Consider the following 12,545-nt stretch of genomic DNA (forward strand, 5'->3'; position numbering starts at 1 on the left):
GAAATAAGAATGGCTGAAATCTGTTTCGCAGCTGCCATGTCTCATACCGCGCAAATGCATCGCAGCCGCGATGCTTTGCCTGAGGCACAAGACAAGGATATTTACCCTGCAATTGACCAACTGGCGGATTCACTTAAAGCGTCTAAGCTTGATGTTTTAATTATTTTGTATGGTGATCATTACGCATATTTCACCCCAAAAAATATGCCTGCTTTATGCGTGGGCATTGCAGATCAATATCAAACTTTTGGTGACGGCGGTGTCCCAATCATGACCTTGCCTGGCAATAAAAAATTGTCATTGCAATTAACAAAAGATTTAATCGATCAAGGATTTGACATGGCTTGGTCAAACTCATTATCTCCTGACCACGGTACTGCGAGCCCAATTTATCTGATGGATGCCCAAGAGATTCCCATCATTCCGATTCGTTTGAATTCGATTGCACCACCTTTAATTTCGATGGAACGGTCACATCATTTAGGGCAGGCAATTGCTCATGTTGTCAAAAATTGGGATGAAAATTTACGTGTGGGCATCCTAGGGACAGGCGGATTATCACATTTCCTTCCAATTCCTGATCCGCTACAGCCCTCAACACCAGAAGAAGAAGAAATGGCTGAATTGATTTCTGAAGGTTCCAATGCAAAACGTTTAAGTGAACTGATCATCAAACGGGTCAACGAAGTCCGAAATTCAGATCAAGGTTCAACAGCAATCAATGCCGAGTTTGACGAAAATTTTCTCAAACATCTCGAAGACGGTAATGTTGAGCCCTTACTCAAAATGACTTCTGAATATATTGCCGAGCGCGCTGGAAATGGCGGTCAGGAAGTACGCAATTGGATTGCTGTTTCGGGTGCCGTCGGCGACAAAGGGATGAGCATCTTGAGTTACCAGCCGGCGGCTCCCTGGCTTACTGGCATTGCCCTTGGCGAATTTAAATTAGCGTAGCACAAAATTAATCTTGAGGAGAAAATCATGTCTAAGCGTAAATTATCTTTTGCTTGCTGGAATTATGACCGCACACGCGCCTTGCAATTAGGAGATGTGCAAGCTGATGGGATTGATCTGAATTATCTCGAAATGCCTGTAGAAGAAACTTTTTTCAGAATGTTGAGGAATAAGGAGTTTGATGCTTCTGAAATGTCTCTGTCTTCTTATACTGTTTCATTGCATCAAGAGAATCCCCCTTTTATTGCGATTCCTATTTTTCCATCACGCATGTTTAGACATTCATGCATTTATGTCAATGCCGATTCAGGAATTAAAGAACCCAAAGATTTAATTGGTAAAAAAATTGGTAATCCTGAATATCAAATGACGGCTCCTACATGGATTCGCGGAATTTTGTCTGACCATTATGGTGTACCAGTAGACAGCGTCACCTATTTTACAGGTGGAGAAGAAGAACCGGGCCGTCCTGAAAAACTGAAATTGGATTTACCTGAAAATATTAAAGTGCACAGCATCGGGCCAACTCAGACACTTTCTCAAATGTTATTGGATGGTGAGATTGATGCGCTTTATACAGCCAGAACACCATCAACCTTTATCAATGGTGGCGGTAAAGTAAAGCGCTTATTTGAAGATTACGAGACCGTTGAACGCAATTATTTTAAAGAAACCGCGATTTTTCCAATTATGCATACTGTTGCAATCCGGCGTGAAGTCTATCTTGAAAATCCTTGGATTGCGCAATCATTAACAAAAGCTTTAACCGCATCTCAACAGCAGACTTATGAAGATCTGAATGAGGCGACAGCGCTTAAAGCTATGCTGCCTTGGCTTACATCTCATGTAGAACAAGTTAAAGCGGAAATGGGTGCAGATTTTTGGCCATACGGTTTTGACAAAAACAAAGACTCGCTAACCACATTCCTGCGCTACCACTATGAGCAAGGTCTATCGAAACGGTTATTACAGCCGCATGAATTGTTTGCGCCAGAAACATTGGAATCTTTCAAAATTTAATTAATGTTTCACTTCAAGTATATCTGCATGGGTTGATTTTTAAAGGTTGAATTAACCCTGAATTGATTTAGATATGTCCATCAATTCATATCTAAGTCATTCAAAAATAAAATTATAAATTTAAGAAAATACGCTATTACGGAAAAATAGCGCAAAACATAAATCGCAAGATTTAAGTCATTCTTCAAAGGAGATAAGAATGAGTAGTATAGATAGTAAACGTGGTTTCATTACCCTTATGATCGCTCACTGCGCAGGTATGATTGATCTGGTTGCCCTTCCAATCTGGGTGACAACACTCATTACATCGTATCATTTCGATCCACAACAAGCAGGTGGTTTGGCCACTTTGTTTTTGATCGGTGCTGCAGGTGCAAGTATTTGTTTGGCACCTCGCTTTAATCGATTAAATGTCAAACTTGTAGCAGCAAGTGGATTTGCGATTGCATGTATCGCTTTGTTTTTATCGGGTATTAATACCAGTTTTCCACTTTTAGCAGGTTTGCACTTTCTAGGTGGTATTTCTGCAGGAACAGCACTCAGCGTTACACACGGTACAATGGGACGCACATCAAACCCTCATCGTACTTTTGGTATTGCTGGTTTAGCGATTGGGATTTTGGGTATCCTTTTACTTAGTAGCACACCGCAGTTGATCCAACAATTTGGAGGACAAACAATGTTTTTTGTCCTCGCCTCAGTCATGCTTTTAGCAACACTAGCATGTGGTCTTTTTTTTCCTAAAGTCGATACTTCAATTCATACAGACCAAAGCCAAAGTTCACTTCAATTGCCACCTTTGGGTAAAGCCGTTTGGATTTGTATGTTTGGCGTGGGGCTACTTGCGATGATTCAAGCGATGACAGTCAGTTTCTTTGCAAAAATTGGACTAGAACGTGGTTTTGGTCAAGAATCTGTCAATCATGCACTGATTTTTTATGGTGTTTTAACCTTATTTCCAACCACGATCGCGGCACTTTTAGAAAAACGCTTAAACGTCTTTGCCGTTATTATTATTGGTCCAATTTTTCAGGCAATCTTTTCCTTACTTGTCACACATTCACATGAATTTTTAATTTATGCTTTGGCTGGCCCAATGATGGCATTTACAATCCTCTTTATTCACACCTTTGCTTTTGGACTTTTAGCTCGCCTTGATCCAACGGGTCGTGCTGTTGCAGCAACACCAGCAATGTTAATGGTTGGTGCTGCAATTGGGCCAATCGTGGCAGGTACATTGGTGAAATTTATCGGATTTGAATCAATTGCCTATCTGAGCGTTATTTTAGATATTTTTGTTGTATTAATGGCAATTTTTACCAAAAAAATTGTGCTTCGCCATCATGCTGACAGAATCGAACAAGCCGAATTAACAGCAAAACTGCACTGATATTCTAAAAGAATCAGTACTATTACACTATTCGAACCTACAAAGCCATTTAACAAGCATGGCTTTGTAATATGAATAAGTCCTCTTCTTGTTACATTTCGGCCACTTCCATCTTGGCTTCAATTTGCAAGCTACTTCTATACACTTTATCGCCGATTTTCTTTAAATTTAACTGTTCCATGTTCTGATCTGGAATCACGATACTTAAACTTCCGATCGATTTATTTTTAAAAAAAATGGGGGAAGCAATACCATACACTTGTTCATCTAGCTCGCTATAAGTAATACAAACTTTATTCTTTCGAATTTCAAGCAAAGACTTTTCAAATGCCGAATAATTTTGGCTGTGTTTTAAATTTAAAATTTCTGATTTATTTTGCAAAAAAATTTCTTTTATTCTCTCTGGCTCAAGCCATGCCAATATGGATTTTGAGGTCGCACCTTTAAAAATTGCCATGGATTTACCACGCTCATAGCTAATATTAAGATCACATTTCACACCTTGAACCTGATGGACACATAGAACCTTATCGTCACCATATAATCTCGATAAGACAATTACGGCATTTTGATAAACATCCGCAAGGCCTTTCATCAAATTATGCGCAGACTGAATTAATGGATCATTTGCTCTGATATTGCGATCTAACTCAATAACCAATGGACCCAAGATGTAATTTGAAGGAGTCTTTTTTTCTAGCAATCCAATGGCTTCAAAGTCAGCTAAATAACGATATGCAGAGGCTGTAGATAACTGTAATTCAGTTTTTACCATTTCCACATCAATATAAGTGTGCTGTTTAAATAGCGAAAGTAGTGTCGCAAAATTATGTAATTTAGACATCCATATTCCAATTAAATAATATTTAAAATTCAATTAACTATAATTATATTTTTATTTTTTCTCAATATATAAGAATGAATAATTAAATTGTACCGCGATCTTTCACAATCAAGGCATCACCAATCATTGGTTGAAAAAGGAGATTCTCATGCAAGAAATTGGCGCACGACTAAAAAAATTGATATTGACCAGCAATATCCCTGCTGAGCTTGCAGAGCATTATGCTAAAGCATTTCAATTAGAAAATTTAACCACAAAAAATCAATTTGTTTGCCAAGCGGATCAAGTCCAGCTCGAATTTAAACATGGTGAATCTGGACAACTCTATCAAACCGATTATGTCTTCAATTCAAAAACTGCTTTTGATGATTATCGTCAATTGATTGAAGGAAAAATCGAGATTAATGACCTTTCTACAACAGAATTTACTGTCAAAAATCCTTTAGGACATATCATTCATTTTTCCATCAATGATGATTCAATCACAGATGACGCCGAATCTCTTCGTTTACAACATTTTGCTGTGCGTGCCATTGATATTGATGCTTTAAGTGATTTTTATGAAAACACACTTGGATTTACCATTTCCGACCGTGTCTATAATGAAAATAAACAGTTAACTGCCATTTTTATTCGTACCGATCACGAACACCATTCTTTTGCCATTTTTAAATCCCCAATCAATCGCTTTGATCATTTCTCATGTGAAATTCAAGATTGGTCTGGAATGAAAAAATGGGCAGATCATATGGCAAAAAGTGAAATTGAACTTGCGTGGGGCATTGGTCGTCACGGCCCTGGCAATGACACCTTTTTCATGATTAAAGATGCAGATGGCAACATGGGGGAAATTTCAGCAGAACTCGAACAATGCACGCCAAATCGTCCTGTCGGTATTTGGAAACACCATCCTCTTACACTCAATCAATGGGGTGTTGCGATTATGCGTTGTTAATCACAACGTCAATCAAAACATAGTGATTAGGGAATATAAAGAATGGAAACAATTCAAACCGAAGTGCTGATTATCGGTGCAGGTCCAGTCGGATTAATGCTTGCAAATATGTTGGCAAGCTATGGCGTTGAAACATTAGTCCTTGAAAAAAATGCGACCTATGAAATAGAGCCTCGCGCTGTTTCAATTGACGATGAAAGTTTAAGAAGCCTACAACACATTGGGCTAGCTAAAAAGTTTAGCGAACAGATTGTTTTGGGTTATGGCGTTAAATATTACGATAGAAATAATAAGCCTTTGGCAGAAATTATGCCTGCAGGTCAAGAATATGGTTATCCAAAGCGTAATGCTTTTCGTCAACCCGATTTAGTTAAATTGTTGGTTGAGCATTTAGCAACTCAAAAAAATGCGTCTATTTTATTTAACCATCAACTCAACACTATTGAAGATTTAGGTTCATCGGTGGTGTGTCATGTTGAAAATGCAACGCAAGATGCATTAAAAATTCAAGCAAAATGGGTTGTGGGCTGTGATGGTGGTCGAAGCCTCGTCCGCGATTTATTGAATGTTGTATTAGATGGACAAACTTACCCACAAAAATGGTTGATAGTTGACTTGGCTGGACGGAAAAGCAGTTTAAGACACACAAATACCTATTGCGATCCTGAACGCCCGGCAATCCGCCTGCCGGGTCCAGATAAAACACTAAGATATGAATTTATGTTGCATCCAGACGATAGCGATCAGGATGTGTTGCGTGAAGATGTTTTCCGTAACTGGATTCGTGCACGTGTTCCTGAAGACTCTCGTTTACCTTTAGTACGTAAAGCCATTTATGGATTTCATGCACGAATCGCATCTTCATGGAAGAAAAATCGTGTTTTACTTGCAGGTGATGCCGCGCATCTTACTCCGCCCTTTGCAGGTCAAGGGCTAAATAGCGGTATTCGTGATGCAAGCAATTTAGCATGGAAATTGGCTGCGGTTCTAAAATGGCAGCAGCCTGAAAGTTTAATCGACAGCTATGAGTCAGAACGAAAGCCACATGCAGCTGCACTGATTAAGATGGCTTTGCAAATTGGTGCATTCATGCAGCCGAAAAGCCGTTTAAGTGCTTTTTTTATGCAAAATGGATTGCGTGCCGCCTGCCAGATTCCTGCGTGCAAAGATTATATTTTACAGCTGAAATTTAAACCTAAGCCGCATTTTGAAAATGGTTGGTTTATTAATCAAGCCAAACATCAATTTGCACAGCTCATTCCTCAACCGCAAGTGATCGATAAACAAGGACAGACCCAGCTCTTGGACGAATATCTTGGAAATGGTTTTGCGATGATTGGATGGGCAACTGAAGAATTTTTCAATTCTATTGAGAAATTAGTCCCTAAAAATCTTCCATTTAAATTCGTTGCATTGCTGAGTAAAGATGAAGATTTCATGGATATTCAAGTACCAAAAAACTTTAGTTTAGTCCGAGATTTTACGGGTTCACTGGGCAATATTTTAAATCAACTCAATGCTGAAGCACTCATTATTCGACCAGATCGATACAGCTATCAAGCCATTTGCGCAACAGATTTTATATTCGATAGGCCACAAACAATTTCTCAGCCAGCCTTAGCGGTTTAATTTATTTGACATCAATATTATTTAGGAAAATTTTATGAAATTAGTCAGTTTTAATTATGCAGGTACAGATTCATTTGGTATTTATACAGATCATGGCATTATTGATTTATTAACAAAATTTGGGCAGAGATATCCAGATTTAAAAAGTGCTTTATCTGCTGAAGCGCTAGATGAAATTCGAAAGTATGCTCAATCAGCCCCTATTTCATATTCTCATGCTGAAGTGACATTACTGCCTGTTATCCCGAATCCAGGTAAAATTTTCTGTATTGGTCATAACTACGAAGCGCATCGTGTTGAAACCAATCGCGCGAAGACTGACCACCCTTCTGTCTTTATGCGCTACCCTGAATCTCAAACTGCACATTTACAACCCTTACTGAAACCTTTTGAATCCGATATGTTGGATTATGAGGGTGAAATTGCGATCGTGATTGGTAAATCTGGTCGCCGCATCAAGCAAAATGAAGCGTGGGATTATGTCGCAGGCTACAGTTGCTACAACGATGGTTCAGTACGTGACTGGCAATGGCATACACAACAGTTTGGCCCAGGGAAAAACTTTGCCAGTACAGGTAGTTTCGGCCCTTATTTGGTAACGCGTGATGAAATTGCAGATGGTGAAATCATTACTGTAACCACCCGCCTTAATGATCAAATCATGCAACAGGGCGATACATCACAAATGCTTTTCCCAATTCCAGAATTAATTGAATATTGTTCAACTTTTCTCACTTTGAATCCAGGAGATGTGATTGTTACGGGAACGCCTTCAGGTGTAGGTGCGAAGCGTAATCCACCCATATTTATGAAAGAAGGTGATCACATCGAAATCAACATCGATAAAATTGGTGTGCTGCGTAATACCGTTGCAATTGGTTAAAAAAATAAGAGGCCTCTTATGGCCTCTTTCTTTATAAAATCTACAATGGAGGAGATAGGATGTCTCTGAAAAATATGGAAGTTCAGGAATTTATAGATTCAATTCCTTTTGGATGGGTCCAGAAAGTTTTACTCATGTTGTGTTTTACCATTGTTGCTATTGATGGTTTTGATACCGCATCCATCGGTTTTATTGCTCCTATTTTGAAAATAGACTGGACAATAACACCGTCACAAATGGCAACACTTTTTGCATCAGGACTCATTGGCTTAACGCTCGGCGCTCTCTTTTTTGGCCCTTTGGCAGATCGTATTGGTCGCAAAAAAATCTTATTACTTTCTATTTTATTATTTGGACTAGGTAGTCTTATTTCTTCATTTTCCCCCAATTTTACTATTCTGCTGTTGCTCAGATTGATTACAGGCATTGGTTTAGGCGGTGCAATGCCATCGGCCATTACTTTGATGTCAGAATACTGTCCATCAACAAAAAAATCATTCTTTGTGACACTGATGTTTTGTGGCTTTACCATAGGCTCAGCACTGGGCGGTCTTGTTTCAGCTCAACTTATACCGATGATTGGATGGCGAGGTATTTTCTTTATCGGTGGTTTTTTACCTTTAATTTTGCTCCCAATTTTCTATTTTTATATTCCAGAATCGCTTCGTTTTAAAGTACTCAAACAACACCCTCAACTCGAAATTAATACACTTGTCCAAAAGTTAGCACCTGCATCAGAAAAACTGACGAAGCTTTATGCGAATCATGCTGAAAAAGCGACATCATCAATTAAAGATCTTTTTAGTGTGCAATTTTCAAGTAGCACCATTCTGATTTGGCTCACTTATTTTATGAGCCTTATGGTGATTTATTTGATCTCAAGTTGGTTGCCAACGCTACTGACCAATACTGGAATATCACTAAAAAGTGCATCTATTGTCACTTCAGTCTTTCAAATTGGCGGAACAATAGGATCAATTCTACTTGGATATTGGATGGATAAATTTGGTGGAAATAAAATTTTATCTATCGCATATACCCTTGGTGCTATCTCAGTAATTATCAGTGGGATTTTCAGCCACAGCATTCTATTGCTCATACTCGGAATTTTTGCCGTTGGCTTTTTTATCAGTGGTGCACAAACCGGTTTAAATGCCTATGCCGCAAATTTCTATCCGACCAATTGCAGAGCAACGGGTGTCAGTTGGGCAAATGCTATTGGACGCAGCGGCTCTGTTGCAGGTTCCTTTGTTGGCGGATGTTTAATGGGCCTCGATTTAGATATTGTGACAATCCTTTCTTTACTCGCAATTCCAACATTGATTGCATCAACAACGCTTTATATTTTAAAAAGGAAAAGTAAAACTGGCATTCCAGTATTGGTTTAATCACGCAAATTAATGAACTAAGCTGAATATTAGGCATGTTGTAGAAACCATTATTTATAGTATTTAAATTTTCTTTATGATTTAAATCTATTTTGGATTCCAATAAATAATGCTGTTGAAGCATAAATTTTGTCATATTACTTAAACTTGAATACGAGGAAAATATGAGATTAAAAAGGATTTTATCAATAATTTTTATTACATCTATTCCGTCATTAATATTTGCTGCTGATACTATAAATATCACTGGTGAATGGGATTCAATGGATGAAAAGACAGGCTACAAAATGGTTCATGTTAAAATTACAGAATCAGCGCCCAATCTTTACCAGGGTTATATTATTCAAGCATTTAATCCTCCAAATCATCCCAATCAGGATTTGAGTGCATTGAAAGGTTTTTATTTATTACATGACCTTAAACAAGATCCTAATGATCCTTATAAATTAATTTCGGGTTACATAATCAACCCATTTGTAAAAAAATCAAAAAAGGTATCCATACATGGAAAGCTCATTAAATATGGCAATACTATGATTTTACGTAATTCATCTGATCCCGATCAATCCAGCAGAAGTGTGACATGGGTACGAAAAAAGTAGAGCTTTCTGTTTCTTCGACACTCCACTGATGAATAAAGCATACTCTCAATTAAAGTATGCTTTATTCATATTTCAATATAATTTTTTAAACTACTGTTTCAATAAACTTATGATGCGACAGAATATTCAGTTTTTAATTAGGCTTGTTTCATCCTTTTTAGCTGATAAAGGGCTTTGTTGCACAAACCTATTATTAATAGTTTCTTCAGCAATATAATTTCAAAATTAAGAAGCCAACCCCAAAAATCTATCGTACAACCAATTAGCTCTCGTATAACTGGGCTGCTCTCAGTAGAACGTTCAAAAAATGGACTAAACTAACTCCATCACAGTTTAGAAATAAAGAATATATTTAAATTTCTCATTTAAAATATTTTAATCAGGTAATAAATCTTTAGCAGACACATCTAATGCTCTTGCTAATTCATAAATTTTTCTAAAGTTAAATTAACTTCACCTAGCTCATTCACCCTATGTAACTTCTATGAATGTTACAAAGTAAAGTATGATTGGACTACCAGAAATTTCTGAAAAAATAGAGGTTGTCTAATAAATTCAAAAGATTCATGAACTTTTGTTCTTTAAAAATATTTATGAATTAGACTTAAGGTGAACATAAGTTAAATAGAATATTATGCAAGTTGCCTACTCATATGTTGTTTACAATGACTACTTACTTATTAGAATTTGACTAATTTATATTTAGAAAAAAGTTAACTAGAAAATAAGCTGTAATTTTTTATGTTAATTACACTTAAATTCCAACCCTCTTATTTTTCAACTAGCTCAGGTTATAATGATGGCCTCCCAAAATATGGTTGATCTATTATGAACGCCTCCAATGACCCTCTACACGGCAAGAAACTTGCTGACATTTTGGATGAATTATTGGATTACTACGATGGCTTTGAAGGCTTAAGTCGTAAAATTGAAATTAGATGTTTTTGCATAGATCCAAGTGTTAAGTCATCATTGCGATTCTTGCGTACCACACCATGGGCACGTGAAAAAGTAGAAAGTTTATATTTGTATGTCTTGCGCCAAAAAGCCAAACAGAAATAGTAGCTATCAAAACTCAGCATAGGCAAATTTAGTCTATTCTTAAGACTTTTTAGTAGGAAACTATGTATTCGTAGCTAGGTTCATGAACCAAATATTTTATAAGTTATTTTTAGTTATGTAAGCTATTGAATTTATGAATATTAATTATGAAATAGAATTTAGGTAAACATAAGTTAAATAGGATATCCGAGATTGCGGCCTGCACAACACTGTCTGCCGCCGCAACTTCACTGGAGAGATTTAGCTCAATGTTAATCTCTCCAGTGAAGTATCTTAATGAACATAATATACGTTATGCAGAAATCCGTGAGTCAACATAAGCATTATAAATTAACTTCGGGTTGCATTATCAACCCATGATGAATAAAGCATACTCTCGATCAAAGTATGCTTTATTCATATTTCAATATATTTTTAACCCACTGTTTCAATAAGCTTATGATACGACAGAATATTCAGTTTTTAATGAGGCTTGTTTCATCCGTTTTAGCTGATAAAGCGAAAATGCAGCAAATACCGCTGGAACAGCCAAAAGAGTCAATATTTCAAGGACAGATAAATTTAATGACATCAGCCATCCGCCGCTCAATGAGCCGACAACGGAACCGCTGCGGCCGACTGCATTTGCCCAGCTCACTCCTGTTGCACGGCATTGGGTTGGATAAAAACTAGATGAAAATGCATTAACGCCAACTTGTGATCCGCTGATCCCTACCCCTACGCCAAACATGCCTAAAAGAAGCAAGGGCATCCACGCATTTTCTATGCCAAAGCCTAAACAGATGAGAAATACTGCACCTAAAAGATAGGCGCAGCTGAGCACTTTGGTCGAATCCAGCTTATCCATAAGATACCCAATAACTATAGCGCCTATGGTTCCGCCCACTTGAAAAACAGAAGTTACCCAAGATGCATTTTCTAAATTAAAGCCATGACTGGTGAGCATGGTCGGCATCCAACTAGAGATAAGATAAATAATAAGTAAACTCATAAAGAAAGTTAACCAAATCAATAATGTGCCTACAGCATATTTACGGCTGAATAAATCACGCATACTAGCTTGATTCTTTTCATTAGGTGCAGTGACTAAAATTGGCAAAGTTTGAAGATGCGGCGCTATTTGATGCGCAATTTTTTCAATTTTATCTCTGGCTTTATCTTTTAGCACTAAGAACCTTAAAGACTCAGGAAGATATAGAATTAACAAGGGAATTACAGCTAAGGGCGCTATTCCTCCAATCATTAAGATTCCGCTCCATCCTACTTTTGGCAATAATTGTGCTGAAAGTATTCCTCCTAATGCCGATCCAATGGTAAAGCCGCAAAACATGAGCGTGACTAAATTAGAACGCCGATGTGCAGGGCTATATTCAGAGGTTAGTGTTATCGCATTCGGCATGGCCCCACCTAGCCCTAGACCAGTAATAAATCTCCAGATAATAAGAGAATTAATATCTGCACTATAAGCTGCAGCAATACTGGCAATTCCAAAAACCAATACTGAGCCAATTAAAATGGGTTTACGACCCACTTTATCGGCTAAAGGCCCAAAAATCAGTGCCCCTGCCATTAATCCAAATAAGCCTGCGCCAAATAAAGGCGCCAGATCAGTGGCCTGTAATGCCCACTCAGTTTTCAATGCTGGTGCAATAAACCCCACTGCTGCCGTATCAAAACCATCAATAGCGACGATAATAAAACAGAGCCAAATAATTATTTTTTGTGCAGAAGATAATGGATTACCATCAATAAAACTCTGTACGTCGACTGCCTTTCCTGCTTGTGACATAAAAACTCCCTTTAAATGTATTGCAATGC

Annotated in this window: 11 protein-coding genes; 9 read left to right on the plus strand and 2 right to left on the minus strand. The window is 37.7% G+C overall.

Annotated elements, in window-relative coordinates; all coding sequences use genetic code 11:
• Window positions 1-9: 9 nt before the first annotated feature.
• The 3 genes from AZH43_RS04495 (at window position 10) to AZH43_RS04505 (ending at window position 3,364) form a co-directional block, all read left to right on the plus strand.
• Entirely contained in the window at window positions 10-954 is a 945-nt protein-coding gene (locus tag AZH43_RS04495) for a DODA-type extradiol aromatic ring-opening family dioxygenase (RefSeq protein ID WP_067667030.1), read from the plus strand.
• 27 nt (window positions 955-981) lie between these two features.
• On the plus strand, window positions 982-1,974 hold the full coding sequence (locus tag AZH43_RS04500; protein WP_067667032.1) for a substrate-binding domain-containing protein: 993 nt from the start codon (window positions 982-984) through the stop codon (window positions 1,972-1,974).
• Window positions 1,975-2,173: 199 nt separating this feature from the next.
• The gene (locus tag AZH43_RS04505; protein WP_081406771.1) at window positions 2,174-3,364 is read left to right on the plus strand and encodes an MFS transporter; all 1,191 of its coding nucleotides are present in this window, start codon (window positions 2,174-2,176) and stop codon (window positions 3,362-3,364) included.
• Window positions 3,365-3,455: 91 nt separating this feature from the next.
• Here AZH43_RS04505 and AZH43_RS04510 read toward each other — a convergent pair whose 3' ends face one another.
• Window positions 3,456-4,208 carry an IclR family transcriptional regulator gene (locus tag AZH43_RS04510; RefSeq protein ID WP_067667036.1) on the minus strand — a complete coding sequence of 251 codons (753 nt, stop codon included), beginning with the start codon at window positions 4,206-4,208 and terminating at the stop codon, window positions 3,456-3,458.
• A 148-nt stretch (window positions 4,209-4,356) separates the two neighbouring features.
• Between AZH43_RS04510 and AZH43_RS04515 the strand changes: the two genes are divergently transcribed.
• The 6 genes from AZH43_RS04515 to AZH43_RS04540 all read left to right on the plus strand — a co-directional run bounded on the left by AZH43_RS04515 (window position 4,357) and on the right by AZH43_RS04540 (window position 10,727).
• Window positions 4,357-5,163, plus strand: coding sequence for a VOC family protein (locus tag AZH43_RS04515; protein WP_067667039.1), 807 nt, complete (start codon window positions 4,357-4,359; stop codon window positions 5,161-5,163).
• Window positions 5,164-5,205: 42 nt separating this feature from the next.
• Window positions 5,206-6,792, plus strand: a complete 1,587-nt coding sequence (locus AZH43_RS04520; RefSeq protein WP_067667042.1) for a bifunctional 3-(3-hydroxy-phenyl)propionate/3-hydroxycinnamic acid hydroxylase — start codon at window positions 5,206-5,208, stop codon at window positions 6,790-6,792.
• A gap of 34 nt (window positions 6,793-6,826) precedes the next feature.
• A complete protein-coding gene (locus AZH43_RS04525) occupies window positions 6,827-7,675 on the plus strand; it encodes a fumarylacetoacetate hydrolase family protein (protein ID WP_067667045.1) in 849 nt (282 codons plus the stop codon).
• A 59-nt stretch (window positions 7,676-7,734) separates the two neighbouring features.
• On the plus strand, window positions 7,735-9,063 hold the full coding sequence (locus AZH43_RS04530; RefSeq protein WP_067667048.1) for an MFS transporter: 1,329 nt from the start codon (window positions 7,735-7,737) through the stop codon (window positions 9,061-9,063).
• Between the two features lie 164 nt (window positions 9,064-9,227).
• Window positions 9,228-9,665, plus strand: coding sequence for a DUF2147 domain-containing protein (locus AZH43_RS04535; protein ID WP_067667050.1), 438 nt, complete (start codon window positions 9,228-9,230; stop codon window positions 9,663-9,665).
• 828 nt (window positions 9,666-10,493) lie between these two features.
• Complete coding sequence (locus AZH43_RS04540) at window positions 10,494-10,727, plus strand: VF530 family protein (protein ID WP_067667052.1); 234 nt, start codon at window positions 10,494-10,496, stop codon at window positions 10,725-10,727.
• Window positions 10,728-11,163: 436 nt separating this feature from the next.
• Here the strand turns inward: AZH43_RS04540 and AZH43_RS04545 are convergent, their stop codons facing one another.
• Complete coding sequence (locus AZH43_RS04545) at window positions 11,164-12,516, minus strand: MFS transporter (RefSeq protein WP_067667054.1); 1,353 nt, start codon at window positions 12,514-12,516, stop codon at window positions 11,164-11,166.
• Window positions 12,517-12,545: the final 29 nt, after the last annotated feature.

The sequence above is a fragment of the Acinetobacter pragensis genome (genome assembly GCF_001605895.1).
GTDB classification, from domain to species: domain Bacteria; phylum Pseudomonadota; class Gammaproteobacteria; order Pseudomonadales; family Moraxellaceae; genus Acinetobacter; species Acinetobacter pragensis.

Bases quoted from the DNA above. Each gene is read 5' to 3' on its own strand.
- AZH43_RS04505 (WP_081406771.1), top strand. From the start codon at position 2,174: ATGAGTAGTATAGATAGTAAACGTGGTTTCATTACCCTTATGATCGCT.
- AZH43_RS04525 (WP_067667045.1), top strand. From the start codon at position 6,827: ATGAAATTAGTCAGTTTTAATTATGCAGGTACAGATTCATTTGGTATT.
- AZH43_RS04510 (WP_067667036.1), bottom strand. From the start codon at position 4,208: ATGTCTAAATTACATAATTTTGCGACACTACTTTCGCTATTTAAACAG.
- AZH43_RS04495 (WP_067667030.1), top strand. From the start codon at position 10: ATGGCTGAAATCTGTTTCGCAGCTGCCATGTCTCATACCGCGCAAATG.
- AZH43_RS04515 (WP_067667039.1), top strand. From the start codon at position 4,357: ATGCAAGAAATTGGCGCACGACTAAAAAAATTGATATTGACCAGCAAT.
- AZH43_RS04520 (WP_067667042.1), top strand. From the start codon at position 5,206: ATGGAAACAATTCAAACCGAAGTGCTGATTATCGGTGCAGGTCCAGTC.
- AZH43_RS04540 (WP_067667052.1), top strand. From the start codon at position 10,494: ATGAACGCCTCCAATGACCCTCTACACGGCAAGAAACTTGCTGACATT.
- AZH43_RS04535 (WP_067667050.1), top strand. From the start codon at position 9,228: ATGAGATTAAAAAGGATTTTATCAATAATTTTTATTACATCTATTCCG.
- AZH43_RS04500 (WP_067667032.1), top strand. From the start codon at position 982: ATGTCTAAGCGTAAATTATCTTTTGCTTGCTGGAATTATGACCGCACA.
- AZH43_RS04545 (WP_067667054.1), bottom strand. From the start codon at position 12,516: ATGTCACAAGCAGGAAAGGCAGTCGACGTACAGAGTTTTATTGATGGT.
- AZH43_RS04530 (WP_067667048.1), top strand. From the start codon at position 7,735: ATGTCTCTGAAAAATATGGAAGTTCAGGAATTTATAGATTCAATTCCT.